Source organism: Curtobacterium citreum (genome assembly GCF_006715175.1).
Classification (GTDB): domain Bacteria; phylum Actinomycetota; class Actinomycetes; order Actinomycetales; family Microbacteriaceae; genus Curtobacterium; species Curtobacterium citreum.
In genome coordinates, this window is record NZ_VFMQ01000001.1 from 1,138,756 (window position 1) to 1,161,769 (window position 23,014).

A 23,014-nucleotide genomic window follows, 5' to 3' on the forward strand; every position below is an offset into this window, starting at 1 on the left:
CTCAGATCACGAGCGTCGGGATGGCCGGGTCGCCCCGACCGATCCGTGACGCGTCGACCGGCAGTTCTGCCTTCGCACGCTTGTGGTGCGCGCGGGCGGCCTCGACACCGGCGACCCCGGTGAAGGCCGGGTCGACCTCGCCGTGGTCGACCACGGGCACCAGGAGCGGCCGCTCGTCGGGGCCGACCTGTCCGGTCGTCAGCACCACCTCGGCCGTGGCGACCCCGTTCCGCAGCCGTCGACCGGCTTCCTTGCGGCCACCGGTCGAGGCCTTGTCGGCGGACTTCTTGGCCACCGGCACCCAGTCGCCCCCGTCGGTCGCCTCGTGCGCGACGAGCTTGAACACCATGCCGGCGGCGGGGTGCCCGGAACCGGACACGACGCTCGTCCCGACGCCGTAGGAGTCGACCGGGGCGGCCCGGAGCGCGGCGATCGTGTACTCGTCGAGGTCGTTCGTGACCGTGATCTTCGTCGCCGGGGCGCCGAGCCGGTCGAGCTGTGCTCGGACCGACGCGACGACGGACGGCAGGTCGCCGCTGTCGATGCGCACCGCGCCGAGCCGGCCGTCGGTCAGGCGGACGGCGGTCTCGACCGCGGCCTCGATGTCGTAGGTGTCGACGAGCAGGGTCGTGGCGTCGCCGAGGGCGTCGAGCTGGGAGCGGAACGCGGCCTCTTCCGAGTCGTGCAGGAGCGTGAACGCGTGCGCGGCGGTCCCCATGGTCGGGATGCCCCAGGTGCGCCCCGCCTCGAGGTTGCTCGTCGCCCCGAACCCGGCGATGTACGCGGCGCGGGCCGCGGCGACCGCGTTCCACTCGCCCGTCCGGCGGGAGCCCATCTCGGCCAGCGGCCGACCGTCCGCCGCGGAGACCATGCGGGCGGCGGCGCTCGCGATCGCGGAGTCGGCGTTGTGGATGCTCAGTGCGAGGGTCTCGAGCACGACGGACTCGGCGAACGTGCCCTCGATCTGCAGGATCGGCGAGTTCGGGAAGAAGACCTCGCCCTCGCGGTAGGCGCGGATGCTGCCCGTGAAGCGGTAGTCGGCGAGCCAGGCCGCAGTGCCCTCGTCGATGACCCGTCGGTCGCGGAGGAACCCGATCTCGGCGTCCCCGAACCGGAAGTCCGTCAGCGCCGTGAGGAACCGCCCCAGCCCCGCGGTGACGCCGTACCGGCGGCCGTCGGGCAGCCGGCGGGTGAAGACCTCGAAGACGCACCGTCGGTCGGCGGTGCCGTCCTTGAGGGCGGCGTCCACCATGGTGAGTTCGTACTGGTCCGTGAGGAGCGCGCTGGTCACCTCCCCGACACTACTCAGCAGCGGCATGGAGGCGCGGGGCGCGCCCGGCAGGTCGGCCGCGGTGGGCGCGAGGGCGGCTGGGGTGCGGGCGTGCGGGGCGGGCGAGCGCGAGCGGGGAGCGCGAGCGGGGAGCGCGAGCGGGCGGAAGGTGCGGGGCGGCGGGCGGTGGTGGCGCGGTTTCCGCCCGTTCGCGTGGGGGCGGGGAGAGGTGCGGGGCGGGCGAGCGCGAGCGGGGAGCGCGAGCGGGCGGAAGGTGCGGGGCGGTGGGCTGTGGTGGCGCGGTTTCCGCCCGTTCGCGTGGGGGGGGCGAGGTGCTCGGCGGGCTGGGCGTGCGGGGAGCGCGAGCGGGCGGAAGGTGCGGGGCGGTGGGCGGTGGTGGCGCGGTTTCCGCCCGTTCGCGTGGCGGGGGGGGCGAGGTGCGCGGCGGGCTGGGCGTGCGGGGAGCGCGAGCGGGCGGAAGGTGCGGGGCGGTGGGCGGTGGTGGCGCGGTTTCCGCCCGTTCGTGTGGGGGGCGGGGAGAGGTGCGCGGCGGGCTGGGCGTGCGGGGAGCGCGAGCGGGCGGAAGGTGCGGGGCGGTGGGCGGTGGTGGCGCGGTTTCCGCCCGTTCGTGTGGGGGGCGGGCTGAGGCGGGGCGTGGGGCGGACCGCGGGTGTGCGGGCGTCGGTACGCTGGGGGCCGTGACGGATGCACCGATCGGAGTCTTCGACAGCGGGGTCGGTGGACTCACGGTGGCCCGGGCGATCATCGACCAGCTGCCGCGCGAGAGCATCCGCTACGTCGGGGACACCGTGCACTCGCCGTACGGCCCGAAGCCGATCGCCGACGTCCGCCGCTACGCGCTCGAGGTCATGGACGACCTCGTCGACCAGGGCGTCAAAGCGCTCGTGATCGCGTGCAACACCGCCTCGTCCGCAGTGCTCCGGGACGCGCGCGAACGGTACGAGCAGGCGTACGGCATCCCGGTCGTCGAGGTCATCCAGCCCGCGGCACGCGCCGCCGTCAAGCAGACCCGCACGGGGCGGATCGGCGTGATCGGCACGGTGGGCACGATCGCCTCGCGGGCGTACGAGGACGCGTTCGCGGTCGCGGCCGACGTGACGCTCTCCCTCGCCGCCTGCCCGCGCTTCGTCGAGTTCGTGGAGGCGGGGGACACCTCGTCGCCGGCGCTCCGCGAGGTCGCCGCGCAGTACCTCGCCCCGGTCCGGGCGGCGGACGTCGACACCCTGGTCCTCGGGTGCACGCACTACCCGCTGATGTCCGCCGCGATCCAGTACGTCATGGGCTCGGACGTCACGCTGGTGTCGAGCGCCGAGGAGACCGCGAACGACGTCTACCGACGGCTCGTCGAGCACGGCCTCGAGCGGACCGCCGCCGAACCGCCCACGTACTCGTTCGAGGCCACCGGCGAGGACCGGAACGGCTTCATCCGACTCGCACGCCGCTTCCTCGGTCCCGAGGTCTCGAGCGTCGGACACCTCCAGACAGGGGCCATCACGTTGCCCCGCACCGAAAGGACCCCATGAGCACCCGCATCGACGGCCGCAGCGCCACCGACCACCGTCCCGTCACCATCGAGCGGGGGTGGAGCACGCAGGCCGAGGGCAGCGCACTCATCTCCTTCGGCAACACGAAGGTGCTCTGCACCGCGAGCTTCACGAACGGCGTGCCGCGGTGGCTCGCCGGCAAGGGCACCGGCTGGGTCACCGCCGAGTACTCGATGCTGCCGCGCTCGACGAACGAGCGCATGCAGCGCGAGTCGATCAAGGGCCGGGTCGGCGGCCGGACGCACGAGATCTCGCGGCTGATCGGGCGCTCCCTGCGCGCGGTCATCGACACGAAGGGCCTCGGCGAGAACACCCTCGTCATCGACTGCGACGTGCTGCAGGCCGACGGCGGCACCCGAACGGCGTCGATCACGGGCGCGTACGTCGCGATGGTCGACGCGATCGAGTGGGGCCGCGACAAGGGCTTCATCGCGAAGAAGGCCACTCCGCTCACCGACAGCGTGCAGGCGATCTCCGTGGGCATCGTCAAGGGGGAGCCGATGCTCGACCTCGCCTACACCGAGGACTCGGCGGCCGACACCGACATGAACATCGTCACGACCGGCTCCGGCAAGTTCATCGAGGTGCAGGGCACGGCCGAGCACGCGCCGTTCGACCGCGAGGAGCTGAACACGCTGCTCGACCTCGGCCTGGCGGGCAACGCCTCGCTCGCCGCGATCCAGCGCGAGGTGCTGGGGCTGTCCTCGTGACCGGGCGCAGCGTCGTCCTCGCGACCCACAACGCCGGCAAGGTCGTCGAGCTGCGGGACATCCTCGGCGACGCGCTCGGCCACGACGTCGAGCTCGTCGGCTACGACGGACCGGAGCCCGTCGAGGACGGCGACTCGTACGCGGCGAACGCGCTCATCAAGGCGCGCGCGGCGGTGGCGCACACGGGACTGCCGGCGCTCGCCGACGACTCCGGGATCGCCGTGGACGCGCTCGACGGCGCCCCGGGCATCCACTCCGCGCGCTACGCGGGGACCAGGGTGGACGCGGACAACATCGCGCTGCTGCTCCGGAACCTGGAGGGCGTCGTGGAGCGGACCGCCGCGTTCGTCTGCGCGGCGGCGTTCGTGACCCCGGACGGGACCGAGCACGTGTTCGAGGCGGTCTGGAACGGCGAGGTGACGACGGAGCCGATCGGCACCGGCGGGCACGGCTACGACCCGGTGTTCCGGCCGGACGACGCGGACCGGACCTCGGCCGAGCTGACCCGCGACGAGAAGAACGCCCTGTCGCACCGCTCGAAGGCCTTCCGGGGCATCGCACCGATCGTCCGCGAGTACTTTCAGGCCTGACGCGCCTGACGGCCCAGCCGTCAGGATGCCGCCGTAGCCGCGCAACGCCCCGGGCACACGAGACGCCCCCAACGCACGAGACGCCCCCGGCAACGGGGGCGTCTCGACGGTTCGGGGGCGTCTCAGTCCGTCAGGGCCGTTCGCGCTCGGCCTCGGCCTCGGCCTCGGCGGCGTGCTTGGCCTTCCGAGCGGTCCGCCAGTAGTGCAGGCCCGCGGGCACGACCGTGACCAGCACCGCGAGGATGAGGATCACGTCGATGTAGTTCCGCACGACGTAGGCGATCGGCGGGATGTACCCGAGGAAGTACCCGAGGAAGGTCACCCCGACGCCCCAGATGATCGCGCCGATCGCGTTGTACAGCGAGTACTTCTTGTAGTTCATCCGCCCGACCCCGGCCGCGATCGGCAGGAAGGTCCGCACGACCGGCACGAAGCGCGCCAGGATCACGGCGAGCGGGCCGAAGCGGTGGAAGAACGCGTTCGTGCGGTCGACGTTCTCCTTCGAGAACAGGCCGCTCTCCTTGCGCTCGAAGATCGGTGGGCCGGCCTTCTTGCCGATGTAGTACCCGAGCTCCCCGCCGAGGAACGCCGCGGCGCCGATCATCAGCGCAGCGACCCAGATCGGGATCCCGCCGATCTGGCCGCCGCGGTCGAAGGCGAACAGGCCGGTGATCACGAGCAGGCTGTCACCGGGGAAGATGAACCCGATCAGCAGGCCGGTCTCCGCGAAGACGATCCCGCAGACGACGAGCACGGCGATCGCGCCGAAGTGGTCGAGGATGTACTGCGGGTCGAGCCAGGGGATGAGGGCGAGGGGAAGCGCGTGCATGGTTCTTCCGGTCGAGGTCGGGGTCACGGGGGACACCCGCTCGACGAGGGTACCGCCCAGTCCCTGTCGAACCATCCCCCGGGAGACTGATGCGCCCCGCCCTGGTGCGGAAGGAGGGACTCGAACCCTCACGCCTGGGGCACAGGAACCTAAATCCTGCGTGTCTACCGATTCCACCACTCCCGCGAGCAGCGGCAGTCTACCGAGCATGACCGGCGGGGCAGACGGGCACCGATCCTCCAGACCGATCGCGCGCCCGACCACCTGCGTCACCGCAGCCTGCGGGGCAGGTACCGCGGTACGTACCGCAGCAGCACCCCGACACCGACCAACCCGAGGACGCCCATGACCCCGCTCGCGAGCGCGAGCGACGCGACCGCGGTCACCCCGGAGATGACCAGCGGCGCCGCCGCCGACCCGAAGTCGCCCGTGAAGCGCCACGCGCCGAGGAACGGCGCGGGTTCCCCGCGGGGCGCGAGGTCCGCGCCGAGCGTCATGAGGATGCCGGATCCGACACCGTTCGCGAGTGACATCCCGATCGCGATCGCGACGAACCAGCCGACGCGGGCGTCCAGGTGCCCGCTCCACGCGAGCAGGAAGTAGCTGACCGCGAGGCCGAGCATGCACGGCAGGGCGCTCGCCAGACGCCCCCAGCGGTCCATGATCTGCCCGCTCGTGTAGAACAGCGCGAAGTCGACGGCACCCGCGATGCCGATCACGAGCGCCGCGGTCGAGTCGTCCATGCCGACGCTCACCGCCCAGAGCGGCAGGATCACCTGGCGGCCGGCGCGGAGCGCGCCGATGAGCGCGGCGCCGCTGCCGAGCCGTGCGAGGACTCCGCGGTGCTCGCGGAGGGTGCGGAAGAGGCCCTGCGCCTCGCGCTGCACGAACTGCGCGCCGGTGTCGGTGGGCGGTTCGAGCGGGTGGCGGACGTCCGCCCCGTCGGCTGCGGTCGGTGCCGTGGTCGCGTCTGCCGGCCGGGAGGATCGTGGCGGCACCCGCAGACCGCGTGTGCCCGTCGCGGGGTCGCGCAGGACGAGCAGGACGACGGCCGCGGCCAGGCAGCAGGTCACGTGGATCCAGAAGGCGCTCTGGGTCGTGCCGGTGAGGTGCACGACGGCGGCGGAGATGAACGGTCCGACGAAGTAGCCGAAGCGGAAGACCCCGCCGAGGCTGGACAGGGCGCGGGCGCGGATCCGGAGGGGGATCGCGGTCGTCATGTACGCGTGCCGGGCGAGGGCGAACACCGCCGTCGAGACGCCGACCAGGAACACCCCGACCGCGAGGACCCAGGGGTTCGGCGCGACGGTGCAGACGAGGAGCCCGACGACCGAGACGACCGCCGCGCCGATCATCGCGTTCCGCTCGCCGATCCGGCCGACGACGATCCCGGAGGGCACGTCGCCGATGAGCTCCCCGACCAGGATGAGCGCGGCGACGAAGCCCGCGAACGCCAGGCTCGCCCCGAGTGACGACGCCGCGATCGGGATGATCGGGATGATCGCGCCCTCGCCGATCGCGAAGAGCGCCGCGGGCAGGAAGCCCGACAGCAGCACGCCCCGGAAGTCGAAGGCGTCGTCCCTGGTGCTCGTCATCGTCGAGCCACGGTACGCCGGTCTCGGAGTTACCCTGGATGCATGCGTGTTCTGGCGGCGATGAGCGGTGGGGTCGACTCGGCAGTGGCCGCGGCACGGGCCGTCGACGCCGGGCACGACGTGGTCGGCGTGCACCTGGCCCTGAGCCGGATGCCCGGGACCCTCCGGACCGGCAGCCGCGGGTGCTGCACGATCGAGGACTCGATGGACGCCCAGCGCGCCGCCTCGGCCCTCGGCATCCCGTACTACGTGTGGGACTTCTCGGCGCGGTTCAAGGAGGACGTCGTCGACGACTTCGTCGCCGAGTACCAGGCCGGTCGGACCCCGAACCCCTGCATGCGCTGCAACGAGCGGATCAAGTTCGCGGCGCTGCTCGAGAAGGCGCTCGCGCTCGGGTTCGACGCCGTCTGCACGGGGCACTACGCCTCGATCGTGACCGGGCCGGACGGCGCCCGCGAGCTGCACCGGTCGGCGGCGTGGGCGAAGGACCAGTCGTACGTCCTGGGTGTGCTCACCGCGGAGCAGCTCGAGCACGCGATGTTCCCGCTCGGGGCCACCCCCTCGAAGGACGAGGTCCGGGCCGAGGCGGCGGCGCGCGGGCTCACGGTCGCGCAGAAGCCCGACTCCTACGACATCTGCTTCATCCCGGACGGCGACACCCGCGGCTGGCTGGCCGACCGCGTCGGGACCGCCCCCGGTGCCGTGGTCGAGCGCGACGGTACGGTGGTCGGCGAGCACGAGGGTGCCACGGGCTACACGGTCGGGCAGCGCCGTGGGCTGCACCTGGGCCGGCCGGCGCCGGACGGCAAGCCCCGCTTCGTGCTCGAGATCCGTCCGAAGGACAACACCGTGGTCGTCGGCCCGAAGGAGGCGCTCGACGTGTCCTCGCTCGCCGGGTCCCGGTACACCTGGGCCGGGTCCGCGCCGGCCGACCCGACGGTGCCCTTCGCGTGCGAGGTGCAGATCCGTGCGCACGGCGACCCCGTGCCGGCGACCGCCCGGGTGGAGGACGGCGCGCTCGTGGTGGACCCGGACCAGCCGCTGTCGGGCGTCGCCCCCGGGCAGACCGCGGTGGTCTACGTCGGCACCCGGGTGCTCGGGCAGTGCACCATCGACCGGACGGTGTCCGCGGTCCCGGTCCCCGCCTGACCGTCCCCGGTGGTCCCCGCGGTGCGCCGCGCCGGGGCACGTTCGTCGCTGCGTCCCGCGTCGGCGGTGCACGGTAGAACTGACGCATGAGCGAGACCGACGCCACGTTCGAGACCATCGACCCGGACGACCTCGACGCGGCCCAGGCCCAGCGCGAGGTCGACCGGCTGCGCGTGCGCATCAACGAGCTGCGCGACCAGTACTACGAGGGCAACGGCTCGACGGTCTCCGACGGCGAGTACGACGGGCTCGTGCACCGCCTCGACGCGGTCGAGCAGCGGTTCCCGGACCTGCTCACGCCGGACAGCCCCACGCAGACCGTCGGCGGCCAGGCGCAGACCGTGCAGTTCGCGCCGGTCGAGCACGCCGAGCGGATGCTGAGCCTGGACAACGTGTTCAGCCCCGACGAGCTGACCGACTGGGCCGTCAAGGTGCAGCGGGACGCTGGCGCCGAGCGCGTGCGCTTCCTCACCGAGCTGAAGATCGACGGGCTCGCCATCAACCTGCGGTACGAGCACGGACGGCTGGTGTCGGCGGCGACCCGCGGCGACGGCGTGGTCGGCGAGGACGTCACCGGGAACGTGCGGACGATGGGCACGATCCCCGACCGGCTCGCGGGCACCGGACACCCGCCGCTGGTCGAGGTGCGGGGGGAGATCTTCTTCCCGGTCGAGCAGTTCGACGAGCTGAACGCCCGGCAGCGCGACGCGGGGGAGCGCGTGTTCGCGAACCCGCGGAACGCCGCTGCAGGGTCCCTCCGGCAGAAGGAGGAGGGCAAGTCCGAGGCGAAGCGCGCGCTCATGGTGGACCGCCTGCAGCGCCTCCGGATGCTCGTGCACGGGATCGGTGCGTGGCCCGTGCGGGAGCTCGAGTCGGAGACCGACGTGCACGCCCAGTCCGAGGTGTACGAGCTGCTGCAGACCTGGGGCCTGCCGACGAGCACCCACTACCGGGTGTTCGACACCATCGACGAGGTGCAGGTGTTCGTCCGTGACTACGGCGACCGCCGGTCCTCGGTGGAGCACCAGATCGACGGCATCGTGATCAAGGTCGACGACCTGGCCCTGCACGAGGAGCTCGGGTCGACCTCGCGGGCGCCGCGGTGGGCGATCGCCTACAAGTACCCGCCGGAAGAGGTCCACACGAAGCTCCTCGACGTGGTCGTCAGCGTCGGGCGCACCGGCCGGGCCACCCCGTTCGCCGTGATGGAACCGGCCGAGGTCGCCGGGTCCGTCGTGCGCCAGGCGACCCTGCACAACCAGGACGTCGTCAAGGCCAAGGGCGTGCTCATCGGCGACACGGTCGTGCTCCGCAAGGCGGGCGACGTCATCCCCGAGGTCCTCGGCCCGGTGGTGGAGCTGCGCGACGGCAGCGAGCGCGAGTTCGTGATGCCCGAGACCTGCCCGGAGTGCGGCACGCCGCTCCGCCCGGCGAAGGAGGGCGACAAGGACCTGCGCTGCCCGAACGCCCGCAGCTGCCCGGCGCAGGTGCGCGGCCGGGTCGAGCACATCGCGTCCCGCGGCTCGCTCGACATCGAGGGCCTCGGCGAGGTCGCGGCTGCCGCACTGACCCAGCCGCTCCACCCCGAGACGCCGCCGCTCGTGACCGAGGCCGGGCTGTTCGACCTGACGATGGAGGACATCGTCGGGATCGAGGTCATCGTCCGCGACGCCGAGACCGGCATGGAGAAGACCGACGAGGACGGCACCCCGAAGCGTGTGACGCCGTTCAGTCGGGCGCGCAAGAAGACCGATCCGCCGTTCGACCCGGACGCCCGCGGCTCGGACCACACCGGTGCGCCGAGCCGGTACCCGTCGAAGAACGCGTTCGAGATGCTCGCGAACATCGACGCCGCGAAGACGAAGCCGCTCTGGCGCATCCTGGTCGGCCTGAGCATCCGGCACGTCGGACCGGTCGCCGCCCGTGCCCTCGCGAACCACTTCGGCTCGCTCGACCGCATCCGCGAGGCCTCTCGCGAGGACCTCGCGGCGGTGGACGGCGTCGGCGGGATCATCGCGGACGCCCTGATCGACTGGTTCGCCGTCGACTGGCACCGCGAGATCATCGACCGCTGGACGGCCGCCGGCGTGCAGTTCACCACCCCCGACCACCCGGGGCCCGGCGCCGCGTTGGAGGGCGGCGTGCTGACCGGCCTGACGGTCGTCGCGACGGGGTCCCTCGAGGGGTACACGCGAGAGGGTGCGCAGGAGGCGATCATCGCCGCGGGCGGCAAGGCCGCGTCGAGCGTCAGCAAGAAGACCGACTACGTCGCCGCCGGCCCCGGTGCCGGGTCGAAGCTCACGAAGGCCGAGCAGCTCGGCGTCCGGATCATCGACGCGGAGCAGTTCCGGCTGCTCGTCACCGAGGGGCCGGACGCGATCGCGCCGGAACCCGCGCCGGAAGGCGAGACCGCCGAGCCCGAGGCCGCCGTGCCGGACACCGCCGTGGACTGACCCAGCACGGTCTCCGGGCCGTACCGGGGTACGCCACACCCCAGTCGGTACCCAGTTCGGGGCACAAGTTGCAGCGCGCATGCCGCTCCGCGGCCATTCTCCTTACACTCGGAAGGGCATCACTCGTCGCCTGGAGGGGGACGGCGAGACGGCCTTCCCGGGGGAGACCATGCTGCTCATCGCCGCGGCCCTGCTCACCGCCTCGATGCACTCGCTCGGAGTGATCGAGGCCCCTGGGGTGCCCACCGTCGCACACTCGGTCGCACACGGTGTCGTCGCTGCCGCTCCGGCGAGCGCCGCGGACGGACTGCTCGGCACCGCGCGGGGCACGGACTTCCTCGCCGACCTCGCGACCGTCGACCGGGACGCGCTCGCCGCCGCCGGGCACGACGACCGGGTGCTCGCCGCCGCGCAGGACACCCCGCCGGCGGCGACCGACGTGGCCGGGTGGTGGTCCGCGCTCGACGACACCACGAAGGCCCGCCTCGTTGCGCTCGCCCCCTCGGTCGTCGGGAACCTCGACGGCGTCCCCTACGACGTCCGGGACCGGGCGAACCGGCTCGCCCTCGGGATCGACCTCGCCGACCCCGGCACCACGGCGGCCGAGCGCGCGATGCTCGACCAGGTGCGGGACTCCCTCGAGCACGCCGCGGGGACGCCGTACCGGTCGCTCGTCGTGCTCGACACCCGGGGGACGGGCCGCGCGGCGATCGCGGTCGGCGACCTCGGGACTGCAGCGGACGTCACGGTCGTCGTCCCCGGCATGTTCTTCACCGTCGGCGGTCAGATGCACGACTTCACGGACACCGCCGGCGACGTGTACCGCGAGCAGACCGCGGTCGCCGGACTGGCGCGCCCGGACACCCGGCACGGCAGGGGCACGGGCGAGGCCGTCCTGGCGTGGATGGGCTACGAGACGCCGGACCTGTCGAACATCCTGTCGCTCGACCTCGCGAAGACCGGCGCCGGTCGGCTCGAACGATTGGTCGACGGGCTCGACGCCGTGCGCGGGCCGGGGGAGCGGCCGCGGCTCAACGTCGTCGCGCACTCGTACGGGTCGACCACGGCGATGATGGCCCTGGCCTCCGGGCGGATGCAGGCGGACACGCTCACGGTCCTCGGCTCGCCCGGCAGCGACGTCCGTTCCGCGGCGCAGCTCGCCGTCCGCCACCGGCAGGTGTTCGTCGGTGACGCGCACGACGACCCGATCGCGGGCACCGGGTACTTCGGCACCGACCCGGGTTCGGCCGGGTTCGGCTCGACGCTCCTCGACCTGTCGGACGACCTCGCTGCGCAGGGCGACGGCACGTTCCGTCGGCCGGTCGGGCACAACGACTACCTCAAGCCCGGGACGGCCTCGCTGCACGACGTTGCGCTCATCGCGGTCGGCCGCGGCGACCTCGTCCGGCACCAGGGCGGCGGCGGACCGGGCGGTGACGGCTCGACCCAGCCCCTGCCCGACATGTACCTGGTGCGACCCCAGGACCTGCAGCCGCGGGACTGACCGCACCGCCCGACCGCCTGCCGGGGCCGTGGCGAGGCGGGCCGCGGCCGACGGACCGACGTGCCACGATCCTCCAGGCCGACCCACGTGCTTCCTGAAGGGGTTCCTGTGGGCCGGTGCAGCCACCGACGGTTCCACGGCAGAACCACCCCAGACCACGCCCGTACGGTTCCGCCATGCGTGCGTTGCGGTGGCCCGGTGCCCTCTTGTCGTTCGTGGCGATCTCCGGCCTGGCCGGGATGCTCGTCGCGGTCGCGGTGACGCCGGCGGTCGCCGTCGCCGGCGAGGGCACCTCCGGCGCGGTGGCGTTCTTCGAGGACCTGCCGAGCTACCTCGACATCCAGGCTCCGCAGCAGGTGTCCTCCGTCTACGCGACGCAGGGCGGCCAGCAGGTCAAGATCGCGTCCTTCTACAGCGAGAACCGGACCGACGTCGCCTCGAACGCGATGGCGGACACGCTCAAGCAGGCCGCCATCGACACCGAGGACCCGCGCTTCCGGCAGGAGGGCGGCATCGACGTCCTCGGCACCATCCGCGGCGTCGCGGCGACCGTCGTCGGCGGCGACGTGCAGGGCGGGTCGAGCATCACGCAGCAGTACGTCAAGAACGTGCTCGTGCAGCAGTGCGAGGAACTGACCGGCAAGGACGCCGCCGACACGCAGAAGAAGATCGCCGCCTGCTACCAGGACGCCGCCGGGGTCACCCCGCAGCGCAAGCTCCAGGAGATGCGGTACGCGATCGCCGTCGACAAGAAGTACTCGAAGGACCAGATCCTCACCGGGTACCTCAACCTGGTCGGGCTCGGCGGACGGGTCTACGGCGCCGAGGCCGGAGCCGAGTACTACTTCGGCGTGCACGCGAAGGACCTGTCGCTCCCGCAGTCCGCGACGCTCGTGGCGATCCTGAACAACCCGTCGAACCTGCGCATAGACCAGCCGAACGACAAGGACAACGGGCAGGCGAACGGCTACGCCCTGACGAAGGACCGCCGTGACTACGTGCTGCAGCGCATGTACGTGCACCACGACATCTCGAAGGCCCAACTCGACCAGGCGAAGGCCACCCCGATCACGCCGAAGATCACCGACACGGCCAACGGGTGCTCCGCCGCGGCGAGCACGTACGACGCCGGGTACTTCTGCGACTACGTCCGGAACCAGGTGCTGCAGGACCCCGCCTTCGGCAAGACCGCGGCGGACCGGATCGAGACGCTCGACACGAAGGGGCTCGAGATCCACACCTCGCTCGACCTCGACCTGCAGGCCCAAGCCCAGTCGGCGCTGTCGTCCTACGTCCCGGCCACCATGGACGGCGTCGACGTCGGTGGGACCAACGTCACCGTCGAGCCGGGCACCGGTCGCGTGCTGTCGATGGTGCAGAACACGAGCTACACGCAGAGCGACAACGGCGGTGCCGGCGCGACCGCGATCAACTACAACGCGGACACCGCGTACGGCAACTCCGGGGGGTTCCAGACCGGTTCGACGTACAAGGTGTTCACCCTGGCGGAGTGGCTCGCGTCGGGGCACACCCTGTCCGAGTCGGTCAACACGACCGAGCACACCTTCCCGCAGTCCGAGTTCACGAACTCGTGCGTGCGACTCGGCGGCGACCCGTGGAAGGTCGCGAACGCCGAGAGCGTGCCCGCCTCGATGACCGTGCAGGCGGCGACGTCGGAGTCGATCAACACCGCGTTCGGCGCGATGGCGAAGCAGCTCGACCTCTGCAAGATCAAGGAGACCGCGCAGGCGATGGGCATCCACCAGGCGGACGGGTCCGCGCCGGACTCCAACCCGGCGTCGGTGCTCGGGACGAACAACCTGTCGCCCATCGACCTGGCGGAGGCCTACGCGGGCTTCGCGAACGGCGGCATCGTCTGCACCCCGACCGTGATCGACTCCGTCAAGGAGGCCGACGGCACGAGCATCACGCCGTCGCCCTCGTCCTGCACCCGGGGCGTCTCGCAGGAGGTCGCCGGCACCGTCGACTACGCCCTGCAGGGGGTCCTGACCGGCGCCGGGACCGCGGCCACGGCGAACCCGGGCGACTCCGTGCCGAAGTTCGCGAAGACCGGCACCACCGACGGTGACGTGCAGAACTGGCTCGTCACCTCGACGACGAAGTACACGAACGCGACCTGGATCGGGAACGTGCAGGGGAACGTCGGGCTCGCGAACGTGCCGTTCCCGCACGGGACGACCGGGTACAGCGCGAAGTTCGGGGTCGGCCGCTCGATGATGACCTACCTCGACCAGACGCTGTCGGGCGGGGCACTGCCGGCGCCGGACCCGGCCATGATCGGTTCTGTGGCGAAGGCGCCGTCGCCGTCCTCGTCCGGTGACTCGACTGCGGGTTCGGCTGGCGGTTCGTCCTCGTCCGGGCAGGGCGCCGGTTCGACGCCGTCCGCGCCGTCCACGCCAGCTGCTCCGGCTGCTGGTGGTGCTGGTGCTGGTGCTGCGGCCGGGTCTGGTTCTGGTTCTGGGTCTGGTTCGACGGGCGGCGGTGCGTCCGGCGGCGGATCCGGGAAGGTCGGGACGACCGGGCCCGGCTCGGGTTCCGGCAAGTAGCGGACAGGAGGCGCGGTGCCGGCTCGGTGGGTCGGCGCCGCGCCTCCGCTGTGTGCGCAGGCCGCGTGCGGCGTGCGGCGTGCGGCGCGCGGTGCGGCGGCGCGTGGCGTGCGGTGCGGCTGTGTGTGGCGCGAGGCACGTGGCGGCGAGCGGGCGAAGTACGCGGTGTCCCGCGGGAGTGGCGCGACGATTCCGCCCGCTCGGGTTCCGGGGTCGGCTGCGCGCCGCGGGACCGGGCCCGCGCGGCGGACCGGGGCCGTGCCTCCAGGCCGTGACGGGGCGATGCTCGCGACCGCGAGCGAGCGTTCCGTGCGGTGCGCGCTCCGGGCGGCGAGCGGGAAGCGCCCACTCGCGTGTAGCGAGGCGGCGAGCGGGCGGAAAGGGCGCGTCGCCTGGCGGGGTGGTCGCGGATACCGCCCGCTCGCGGTGGCGGGGCGGCGTCGCGACCGCGGGCGGCGGGGTCCGTGCGGACGGGAGGCGGCGAGCGGGCGGAAAGGGCGCGTCGCCTGGCGAGGTGGTCGCGGATACCGCCCGCTCGCGGTGGCGGAGCGGGGTTGGGACCGCGGGGACGCGGTTCGTGCGGATGGGAGGCGGCGAGCGGGCGGAAACGGCCCTTCACCTGGCGGGGTGGTCGCGGATACCGCCCGCTCGCGGTGGCGGGGTGGCGTCGCGACCGCGGGCGGCGGGATCCGTGTGGACGGGAGGCGGCGAGCGGGCGGAAACGGCCCTTCACCTGGCGGGGTGGTCGCGGATACCGCCCGCTCGCGGAACGGGAACGGGAACGGGAACGGGAACCGGGGCGGGGTGGGAACGGGCCCGGAACCGGAGCGGGACCCGCGCGTCGGGACCGGCCAATAGACTGGTGCGCATCCCACGAACCGATCGACGGAGCACCATGCCTGACATCACGAGCGAGCAGGTCGCGCACCTGGCGAACCTCGCCCGCATCGCACTCACGCCCGACGAGATCGAGAAGCTGACCGGGGAGCTGTCGCACATCGTCGAGAGCGTCGCCAAGGTCGCCGAGGTCGCGACCGACGACGTCCCCGCGACGAGCCACCCCGTGCCGCTCGGCAACGTCACCCGACCCGACGTGGTGGGGCAGACGCTGACCCAGGAGCAGGCGCTGTCCGGTGCCCCCGACTCCGACGGCGAACGGTTCCGGGTGACGGCGATCCTCGGCGAAGAACAGTAGGCGACAGAAGATGACCGACGACATCACCAAGCTCAGCGCCGCGGCGCTCGCCGACGCCCTCGTGGCGCGCGACGTCTCGAGCGTCGAGGCCACCCAGGCCCACCTCGACCGCATCGCGGCCGTCGACGGGGACGTCCACGCGTTCCTGCACGTCAACGAGAACGCCCTCGCCGTCGCGAAGTCGATCGACTCGCGCCGAGCGGCCGGGGACGACCTCGGTGCCCTCGCGGGCGTGCCGATCGCGATCAAGGACGTCCTGTGCACGCAGGACATGCCGACGACCTCGGGTTCGAAGATCCTCGAGGGCTGGCGGCCGCCCTACGACGCCACCCCGGTCGCCAAGCTCCGCGCCGCCGGCCTCGTGCCGCTCGGCAAGACGAACATGGACGAGTTCGCGATGGGCTCGACCACCGAGTTCTCGGCCTACGGTCCGACACACAACCCGTGGGACCTCGACCGGATCCCCGGCGGGTCCGGCGGTGGTTCGGCCGCCGCGGTCGCCGCGCACGAGGCACCGTTCGCCCTGGGCTCCGACACCGGCGGGTCGATCCGTCAGCCGGGCGCCGTCACGGGCACGGTTGGCGTGAAGCCGACGTACGGCGGGGTCAGCCGCTACGGCGCGATCGCGCTGGCGTCGAGCCTCGACCAGATCGGCCCGGTGTCGCGGACGGTCCTCGACGCCGCGCTCCTGCACGACGTCATCGGCGGACACGACCCGAAGGACTCCACGTCCATCCCGGACGCCTGGCCGTCGATGGCCGCCGCCGCGCGCGAGGGCCTGCAGGCGGACACGCTCCGCGGGCTCAAGGTCGGCGTCGTGAAGGAGCTCGCCGGTGGCGAGGGCTTCCAGGCCGGCGTCACCCAGCGCTTCCAGGAGACCGTGGCGATCCTCGAGACCGCCGGTGCCCAGGTCGTCGAGGTCGACGCCCCGAGCTTCGCGTACGCGATCAGCGCCTACTACCTGATCCTGCCGGCCGAGGCGTCGTCGAACCTCGCGAAGTTCGACTCCGTGCGCTTCGGCCTGCGCGTCACGCCCGAGAACGGCGCGACCGTCGAGGACGTCATGGCCGCCACGCGCGAGGCCGGCTTCGGCCCGGAGGTCAAGCGCCGCATCATCCTCGGCACGTACGCCCTGAGCGCGGGCTACTACGACGCGTACTACGGCTCCGCGCAGAAGGTCCGCACCCTGGTGCAGCGCGACTTCGCGGCCGCGTTCGAGCAGGTCGACCTGCTCATCAGCCCGTCGGCCCCGACGACCGCCTTCCCCCTGGGGGAGCGGCTCGACGACCCGCTGTCGATGTACCTCAACGACCTCACGACGATCCCGGCGAACCTCGCCGGCGTGCCCGGCATGAGCATCCCGAACGGCCTCGCGCCCGAGGACTCGCTGCCGACCGGCGTGCAGCTGATGGCCCCGCAGCGCGAGGACGCCCGCCTGTACCGCTACGGCGCCGCCCTCGAGCGCCTGCTCGAGCAGCAGTGGGGCCACCCGCTCATCGACAGCATCCCGGACCTCGACCCGTACCAGCAGTCCGCTGCGCAGGAAGGTGTGATCTGATGGCGCAGAAGGAAGCGCTGATGGACTTCGACGAGGCGCTCGAGCGCTTCGAGCCGGTGCTCGGCTTCGAGGTCCACGTCGAGCTCGCGACGAAGACGAAGATGTTCTCGGACGCCCCGAACTTCTTCGGTGGCGAGCCGAACACGAACGTGACGCCGGTCGACCTCGGGCTCCCGGGGTCGCTGCCGGTCGTGAACGAGCAGGCCGTGCGCTACTCGATCCAGCTCGGGCTTGCGCTCGGCTGCTCGATCGCCGAGTCCTCGCGGTTCGCCCGGAAGAACTACTACTACCCGGACAACCCGAAGAACTACCAGATCTCGCAGTACGACGAGCCGATCGCGTTCGAGGGCGAGGTCGAGGTCGAACTGGCCGACGGCACGATCTTCACCGTACCGATCGAGCGCGCCCACATGGAGGAGGACGCCGGCAAGCTGACGCACGTCGGCGGTGCCACTGGTCGCATCCAGGGCGCCGAGTACTCGCTCGTCGACTACAACCGCGCCGGTGTCCCGCTCGTCGAGATCGTCACGAAGCCGATCTTCGGCGCGAAGGACCGTGCCCCCGAGCTCGGTGCCGCCTACGTGCAGGTCATCCGGGACCTCGTCCGTGCGCTCGGCGTCTCCGAGGCCCGCATGGAGCGCGGCAACCTGCGCTGCGACGCGAACATCTCGCTGCGCCCGTGGGGCCAGGAGAAGCTCGGCACGCGCACCGAGACGAAGAACGTCAACTCGTTCCGCGCCGTCGAGCGCGCGATCCGCTACGAGATCCAGCGGCAGGCCGCGATCCTCGCCGCCGGCGGCACGATCACACAGGAGACCCGGCACTGGCACGAGGACACCGGCCGCACCTCGGCCGGCCGACCGAAGTCCGACGCCGACGACTACCGCTACTTCCCGGAGCCAGACCTCCTGCCGGTCGTGCCGGACCCCGCCGTCATCGAGGAACTCCGCGCGTCCCTGCCGGAGGCCCCGGTCGCCCGTCGCCGTCGCCTCAAGGGGGAATGGGTCTTCAGCGACCTCGAGTTCCAGGACGTCGTGAACGGCGGCCTGCTGGACGAGGTCGAGGCCACCGTCGCCGCGGGTGCGTCGCCGCAGGCCGCCCGCAAGTGGTGGACGGGCGAGATCAGCCGCGTCGCGAACACGCAGGAGACCGCCGCGGGTGACCTCGTGTCGCCGCAGCACGTCGCCGAGACCATCGCGCTCGTCGAGTCCGGGGACCTGACCGACCGCCTGGCACGCCAGGTGCTCGAGGGCGTCATCGCCGGCGAGGGCTCGCCCGCCCAGGTGGTCGAGTCGCGTGGGCTCAAGGTCGTCTCCGACGACTCCGCCCTGACCGCCGCCGTCGACGAGGCCCTCGCGGCCCAGCCGGACGTGCTCGCCAAGATCCAGGACGGCAAGGTCCAGGCCGCGGGCGCGATCATCGGCGCGGTCATGAAGGCCATGAAGGGCCAGGCCGACGCGGCCCGGGTCCGCGAGCTGGTCCTGGAGCGCGCGCAGCAGTCGTAGCGCGACCAGCAGACGGACTGGAGGCACGTGGCGGGTCCGCCACGTGCCTCCAGTCCGTCTCGCGGCCCGTCTGCGGTGCGGTCACCGATCCTGGGGACGCGTCAGCGACCCGGTGACAGGATGGGTCGTGACCGCAACGATCCGCGCCGTCGGGACCGCCGTCCCCACCACCACCCTCGACCAGGCGGCGGTGCGGGACCTGTTCGCCGGCCAGCCCGACCTCGGCAGGCTCGGCCGCCGACTCGTGCCGGCCGCCTTCGACGGGTCCGACGTCGCACACCGGCACACGGTCCTCGAGGAACTCGACAGCGCGCGGCCCGGCGGCACCTTCCGGCAGGACGACGGCGCACTCGTCTCGCCGTCCACGGGCACGCGGAACGACCGCTACCGGGACCTCGCCCCGGCCCTGTTCGTCGCCGCAGCCCGGGACGCCGTCGAGCGCGCGGGGATCGAGCCCGCACGGGTGACGCACCTCGTCACGGTGTCCTGCACGGGGTTCACCCAGCCCGGGCCGGACATCGACGTCGTCGCGCAGCTCGGACTGCCCGCCGGGGTCTTCCGGCACCACATCGGCTTCATGGGGTGCTGCGCGGCCTTCCCGGCGCTCCGCATCGCCGCCGCGTTCACCGAGGCCGACCCGGACGCGGTCGTGCTCGTCGTCTGCGCGGAGCTCTGCACGCTGCACGTCCGCGCCTCGGACGACCCAGACCAGATCGTCGCGAACAGCGTGTTCGGGGACGGGGCCGCCGCGGTCGTCGTGACGCAGGGCGGGCCCGGGCTCCGGATCGAGCGCTTCGCCACCGCCACGGTCCCCGAGGGGGCCTCCGAGATGGCGTGGAACATCGGCGACGAGGGCTTCGAGATGATCCTGTCGACGGCCGTGCCGAAGCTCGTCGGCGTGCACGTGCCTGCCGCGGTGCAGGGGCTGCTCGGCGAGGGCGAGACCCCGTCGGACGTGCCGGTGTGGGCCGTGCACCCCGGTGGCCGGGCGATCGTCGACCGCGCGCAGGAGTCGCTCGGGCTGCCGGACGCGGCGGTCGCGTCGAGCCGGAACGTGCTCCGCGACCACGGCAACATGTCGAGCGCGACGGTGCTGTTCGTGCTCCGCGACGCCCTCGAGCAGGGTGTGCCGGACGGGTCGTCGCTCGTGGCGGTCGCCTTCGGCCCCGGGCTGACGGTGGAGAGCGCCCGACTGACGGCGGTCCCGGCGTGAGCGGACGTGCCGGAGTGGAGCCGCGCCTCCAGGCCGTGGACCTGAGCGCCCGGGCGACGGACCTGCGCGAACTGATGGACGACCCGGACTGCGACCCGCGCGCCTTGGAACGGACCTTCCGGCGGTTCGCCGTCGTGAACGCCCTGGTCAGCGGGTGGCGCGCGGCGTGGCGGACGCACGTCGTGCCGGCGCTGCCCGCCTCGGGACGCGCGCGGATCCTGGACCTGGGGTGCGGCGGGGGCGACCTGGCCCGGGCGCTCGTGCGCTGGGCGGGGAGCGACGGGTTCGCGGTCGAGGTCGTCGGGATCGACCCCGACGAGCGGGCGATCGCGTCGGCGCGCCGCTCCACCCCGCGGGGCGTGACGTTCCGACAGGCGTCGAGCGGCGAGCTCGTGGCCGCGGGGGAGCGCTTCGACGTCGTGGTGTCGAACCACGTGCTGCACCACCTGGACGACCCGGCGCGAGCGGCGTTCCTGGCGGACTCGGAGCAGCTCGCGACGAGTCGGGTGCTGCACTCGGACATCCGGCGGTCGCGGCAGGCCTACCGGGCGTACGCGGTGGCGTCGCCGCTCGTGGCGGCCGGGACGTTCGTGCGGGTGGACGGACTGCGGTCCATCCGGCGGTCGTTCACCGTGCCCGAGCTGCAGGACGTGCTGCCGGCGGGGTGGCGGGCGGAGCGGGCGGCGCCGCACCGGGTGCTCGCGGTGCGGGACGCCTGAGGGGAGCCCCGCGCGCGCCGGGTGCGCCGCGCGCGCCGCCAGCCGCGCGCTACGGGCGCAGCAGCACCTTGATCGCCCGCCGCTCGTCCATCGCCGCGTACGCCTCGGCCGCCTGCTCGAGGGGCAGCTCGAGGTCGAACACCTTGCCCGGCTCGATCGCCCGCGACAGCACGTCGGGCAGCAGGTCGGGGATGTACGCGCGCGCCGGGGCCATGCCGCCGCCGACGGTGATGTTCTTCGCGAACAGGAACGGCATCGGCAGCTCGGGGTCGCCCGCCGGGACGCCCACGTAGCCCACCGCACCACCGGGACGGACGACCCGGAGCGCCTGGTCCATGCTCTCCGCGGTGCCCACGGCCTCGAGGGCGCAGTCCGCGAGGTCCCCGCCGAGCAGCTCCCGCACCGCCGCGACGCCCTCGTCGCCGCGGGTCTCGACGACATCCGTCGCGCCGAACTCCCGCGCGAGGGCCTGACGGTCGGCGTGCCGGCTCATCGCGATGATCCGCTCGGCACCCAGGCGCGCGGCCGCGAGCACGGCGGACAGCCCGACCGCGCCGTCGCCGACGACCACGACGGTCTTGCCCGGCCCGACCCCGGCGGAGACGGCCGCGTGGTGCCCGGTCGAGAAGACGTCCGACAGCGTCAGCAGCGAGGGCACGAGGTCGTCGTCCACGGGACCCGGCACGACGACGAGCGTCGCGGCGGCGTCCGGCACGCGGACGTACTCGGCCTGCGCGCCGCCCAGCGGGTGACCGTACGCGTCCGGCGTCACGCCGAAGGTCGAGCCGTGGTCGCAGCCGCTCGTCATGCCGTGTGCACAAGCCTGGCAGGTGCCGTCGTTCGTGGTGAACGGTGCGATCACGAAGTCGCCGACGGACAGGCCGGTGACCGCGTCGCCGACGGACTCGACGACACCGACGAACTCGTGCCCGATCGCACGGGGCTCCGTCGTGTCGCGGACACCACGGTACGGCCAGAGGTCCGACCCGCACACACAGGCGGCGGTGACCTTGACGACGGCGTCGGTGGGGTCGATGACGGTGGGGGCGTCACGCTCCTCGACGCGGATGTCGCGGGGGGCGTGGATGACGGTTGCGCGCACGATGGGCCTTCCGATCGGTGGTGGTCACGGCGCGTGCCGAGACGCGCCAGGGTGCCGGCGCCGTTGCGGGACCCGTCGACACTACGCTTCCCGGGTGGACGACGACCGGTACGGCAGTGACGTGCTCTCGGGCGACTGGCGCTCGCAGGGCGTCAAGAAGGTGCGGCAGGTGCCGCTCGAGCGCGACATGGTGCTCGAGGACCCGGACTCCGGCTGGGCGGGCGCCGTCGTGGGCCTCGAGGCGGGCAACGTCTCCTTGGAGGACTGGAAGGGGCGCACCCGCGCCTTCCCCTTCACCGGGCAGTTCCTGCTCGAGGGCGAACTCGTCACGCTCGGCCGCCCGCAGGCCCCGGTCGGCCGCTCCGGGGGTGCGCGTCCGGCCGCCGGTCCGACAGGTGGTGCGGCTGTCCCGGCCGGGAGGATCGGGGCAGCGCCCGCCGTCCGGCACGCGTCCGACGGTGGTCGCCTCCGCACCGCGTCCGGGTCGTTCGCGGTCGAGCAGCAGCGCGCGCGGGTGGCGCTCCCGTCGCGGATCATGGTCGAGGGCAGGCACGACGCCGAGCTCGTCGAGAAGGTCTGGGGCGCCGACCTCCGCGTCGAGGGCGTCGTGGTCGAGTACCTGGAGGGCGTCGACAACCTCGCCGAGGTGCTCGACGAGTTCCGGCCCTCGCGCGACCGTCGTGTCGGCGTGCTCGTCGACCACCTCGTCCCCGGGTCGAAGGAGTCCCGTTTCGCCGACGCCGTGATGCGCGGGAAGTGGGGCGCGCACGTCCTGGTCGTCGGGCACCCGTTCGTGGACGTCTGGCAGTCGGTGAAGCCGTCGCGGCTCGGGCTGACCGAGTGGCCGACGATCCCGCGCTCGATCGAGTGGAAGAAGGGGATCCTGCAGCACCTCGGCTGGCCTGCGGACGAGCAGGCCGACGTCGCCCGTGCCTGGCAGCGGATCCTCGGGCAGGTGCGGACCTTCGCCGACCTGGAGCCGCAGTTGCTCGGACGCGTCGAGGAGCTCATCGACTTCGTCACCGAGCCGAAGGCCTGACCCACCCGGCCACCCGCGCGCTCCCGATGCGGGGCGGGCGCACCACGTGCCTCCCGGCGGTTGCGGCCTGTCCGCCTGCCCGCCTCGCCCACGCGATCGGGCGGGATCCGAGGGTCGCGTCCGGCTGAGCCATCCGTTTCCGCCCAATCGCCGGGGGGGCGCTCCCGCGTCGGACGCGCGTGCGCGAGCGGGCGGAATCCGCGGCCCGCGCCCGGACAGGTGGTCCGTTTCCGCCCGCTCGCCGGGTCGGGCGCTGTCGGGCCGGTCCGCGCGTGCGCGAGGGGGCGGATTCCGCGGCGGGCGTCCACAAGCGTGGTCCGTTCCCGCCCGCTCGCCAAGGCGGGTGCCGGGCCGGGGGCGGGTGCTGCCGGGCCGGGGCGGGTGCGCGAGCGGGCGGAATCGGCGGCCGGGACGCGGACGTGTGGTCCGTTTCCGCCCGCTCGCGCGCGGT

General features: G+C 73.0%; 17 protein-coding genes and 1 tRNA gene. 13 read left to right on the forward strand and 5 right to left on the reverse strand.

The window, feature by feature from the left end; genetic code table 11:
* Window position 1 precedes the first annotated feature (1 nt).
* A complete protein-coding gene (locus FB462_RS05530) occupies window positions 2-1,318 on the reverse strand; it encodes a nicotinate phosphoribosyltransferase (RefSeq protein ID WP_141860620.1) in 1,317 nt (438 codons plus the stop codon).
* Window positions 1,319-1,968: 650 nt separating this feature from the next.
* Here FB462_RS05530 and murI point away from each other — a divergent pair.
* The 3 genes from murI to rdgB are packed head-to-tail and all read left to right on the forward strand — an operon-like array spanning window position 1,969 to window position 4,135.
* The gene (gene murI / locus FB462_RS05535) at window positions 1,969-2,814 is read left to right on the forward strand and encodes a glutamate racemase (RefSeq protein WP_141860622.1); all 846 of its coding nucleotides are present in this window, start codon (window positions 1,969-1,971) and stop codon (window positions 2,812-2,814) included.
* On the forward strand, window positions 2,811-3,545 hold the full coding sequence (gene rph / locus FB462_RS05540) for a ribonuclease PH (RefSeq protein ID WP_058743126.1): 735 nt from the start codon (window positions 2,811-2,813) through the stop codon (window positions 3,543-3,545). Before murI ends, rph begins: the two co-directional genes overlap by 4 nt.
* Window positions 3,542-4,135: an RdgB/HAM1 family non-canonical purine NTP pyrophosphatase gene (gene rdgB, locus FB462_RS05545; RefSeq protein ID WP_141860624.1), complete on the forward strand. Its 594-nt coding sequence runs from the start codon at window positions 3,542-3,544 to the stop codon at window positions 4,133-4,135. The genes rph and rdgB overlap by 4 nt, the downstream gene beginning before the upstream one ends.
* Before the next feature lie 130 nt (window positions 4,136-4,265).
* Here the strand turns inward: rdgB and FB462_RS05550 are convergent, their stop codons facing one another.
* The 3 genes from FB462_RS05550 to FB462_RS05560 form a co-directional block, all read right to left on the reverse strand.
* Entirely contained in the window at window positions 4,266-4,964 is a 699-nt protein-coding gene (locus FB462_RS05550) for a DedA family protein (protein ID WP_114848991.1), read from the reverse strand.
* A gap of 102 nt (window positions 4,965-5,066) precedes the next feature.
* Window positions 5,067-5,150, reverse strand: a tRNA-Leu gene (locus FB462_RS05555).
* An 83-nt stretch (window positions 5,151-5,233) separates the two neighbouring features.
* The gene (locus tag FB462_RS05560) at window positions 5,234-6,559 is read right to left on the reverse strand and encodes an MFS transporter (RefSeq protein ID WP_058743129.1); all 1,326 of its coding nucleotides are present in this window, start codon (window positions 6,557-6,559) and stop codon (window positions 5,234-5,236) included.
* A gap of 42 nt (window positions 6,560-6,601) precedes the next feature.
* Between FB462_RS05560 and mnmA the strand changes: the two genes are divergently transcribed.
* The 9 genes from mnmA (at window position 6,602) to FB462_RS05605 (ending at window position 20,422) form a co-directional block, all read left to right on the forward strand.
* Entirely contained in the window at window positions 6,602-7,708 is a 1,107-nt protein-coding gene (gene mnmA, locus FB462_RS05565; protein WP_141860626.1) for a tRNA 2-thiouridine(34) synthase MnmA, read from the forward strand.
* 86 nt (window positions 7,709-7,794) lie between these two features.
* The gene (gene ligA / locus FB462_RS05570; RefSeq protein ID WP_141860628.1) at window positions 7,795-10,161 is read left to right on the forward strand and encodes an NAD-dependent DNA ligase LigA; all 2,367 of its coding nucleotides are present in this window, start codon (window positions 7,795-7,797) and stop codon (window positions 10,159-10,161) included.
* A gap of 79 nt (window positions 10,162-10,240) precedes the next feature.
* Window positions 10,241-11,665 carry an alpha/beta hydrolase gene (locus FB462_RS05575; protein WP_141860630.1) on the forward strand — a complete coding sequence of 475 codons (1,425 nt, stop codon included), beginning with the start codon at window positions 10,241-10,243 and terminating at the stop codon, window positions 11,663-11,665.
* Between the two features lie 176 nt (window positions 11,666-11,841).
* Window positions 11,842-14,232, forward strand: a complete 2,391-nt coding sequence (locus FB462_RS05580) for a transglycosylase domain-containing protein (protein WP_141860632.1) — start codon at window positions 11,842-11,844, stop codon at window positions 14,230-14,232.
* 895 nt (window positions 14,233-15,127) lie between these two features.
* Window positions 15,128-15,427 (forward strand): Asp-tRNA(Asn)/Glu-tRNA(Gln) amidotransferase subunit GatC, encoded by a 300-nt coding sequence (gene gatC / locus FB462_RS05585; RefSeq protein WP_058728900.1) that lies wholly within the window; start codon window positions 15,128-15,130, stop codon window positions 15,425-15,427.
* 10 nt (window positions 15,428-15,437) lie between these two features.
* A complete protein-coding gene (gene gatA / locus FB462_RS05590) occupies window positions 15,438-16,985 on the forward strand; it encodes an Asp-tRNA(Asn)/Glu-tRNA(Gln) amidotransferase subunit GatA (RefSeq protein ID WP_141860634.1) in 1,548 nt (515 codons plus the stop codon).
* On the forward strand, window positions 16,985-18,490 hold the full coding sequence (gene gatB, locus FB462_RS05595) for an Asp-tRNA(Asn)/Glu-tRNA(Gln) amidotransferase subunit GatB (protein WP_141860636.1): 1,506 nt from the start codon (window positions 16,985-16,987) through the stop codon (window positions 18,488-18,490). The genes gatA and gatB overlap by 1 nt, the downstream gene beginning before the upstream one ends.
* 127 nt (window positions 18,491-18,617) lie before the next feature.
* Window positions 18,618-19,703 carry a type III polyketide synthase gene (locus FB462_RS05600; protein WP_141860638.1) on the forward strand — a complete coding sequence of 362 codons (1,086 nt, stop codon included), beginning with the start codon at window positions 18,618-18,620 and terminating at the stop codon, window positions 19,701-19,703.
* Entirely contained in the window at window positions 19,700-20,422 is a 723-nt protein-coding gene (locus FB462_RS05605; RefSeq protein ID WP_257222132.1) for a methyltransferase domain-containing protein, read from the forward strand. The genes FB462_RS05600 and FB462_RS05605 overlap by 4 nt, the downstream gene beginning before the upstream one ends.
* Before the next feature lie 49 nt (window positions 20,423-20,471).
* Here FB462_RS05605 and FB462_RS05610 read toward each other — a convergent pair whose 3' ends face one another.
* Window positions 20,472-21,524, reverse strand: a complete 1,053-nt coding sequence (locus FB462_RS05610; protein ID WP_141860640.1) for a zinc-dependent alcohol dehydrogenase family protein — start codon at window positions 21,522-21,524, stop codon at window positions 20,472-20,474.
* A gap of 94 nt (window positions 21,525-21,618) precedes the next feature.
* Here FB462_RS05610 and FB462_RS05615 point away from each other — a divergent pair, with 94 nt between their 5' ends.
* Window positions 21,619-22,563, forward strand: coding sequence for a DUF3097 domain-containing protein (locus FB462_RS05615; protein ID WP_229666746.1), 945 nt, complete (start codon window positions 21,619-21,621; stop codon window positions 22,561-22,563).
* Window positions 22,564-23,014: the final 451 nt, after the last annotated feature.

Coding starts and splice junctions, on each gene's coding strand:
- FB462_RS05530 (WP_141860620.1), bottom strand. CDS start 1,318: ATGCCGCTGCTGAGTAGTGTCGGGGAGGTGACCAGCGCGCTCCTCACG.
- rph (WP_058743126.1), top strand. CDS start 2,811: ATGAGCACCCGCATCGACGGCCGCAGCGCCACCGACCACCGTCCCGTC.
- FB462_RS05550 (WP_114848991.1), bottom strand. CDS start 4,964: ATGCACGCGCTTCCCCTCGCCCTCATCCCCTGGCTCGACCCGCAGTAC.
- FB462_RS05560 (WP_058743129.1), bottom strand. CDS start 6,559: ATGACGAGCACCAGGGACGACGCCTTCGACTTCCGGGGCGTGCTGCTG.
- mnmA (WP_141860626.1), top strand. CDS start 6,602: ATGCGTGTTCTGGCGGCGATGAGCGGTGGGGTCGACTCGGCAGTGGCC.
- ligA (WP_141860628.1), top strand. CDS start 7,795: ATGAGCGAGACCGACGCCACGTTCGAGACCATCGACCCGGACGACCTC.
- FB462_RS05575 (WP_141860630.1), top strand. CDS start 10,241: ATGCCGCTCCGCGGCCATTCTCCTTACACTCGGAAGGGCATCACTCGT.
- FB462_RS05580 (WP_141860632.1), top strand. CDS start 11,842: ATGCGTGCGTTGCGGTGGCCCGGTGCCCTCTTGTCGTTCGTGGCGATC.
- gatC (WP_058728900.1), top strand. CDS start 15,128: ATGCCTGACATCACGAGCGAGCAGGTCGCGCACCTGGCGAACCTCGCC.
- gatA (WP_141860634.1), top strand. CDS start 15,438: ATGACCGACGACATCACCAAGCTCAGCGCCGCGGCGCTCGCCGACGCC.
- gatB (WP_141860636.1), top strand. CDS start 16,985: ATGGCGCAGAAGGAAGCGCTGATGGACTTCGACGAGGCGCTCGAGCGC.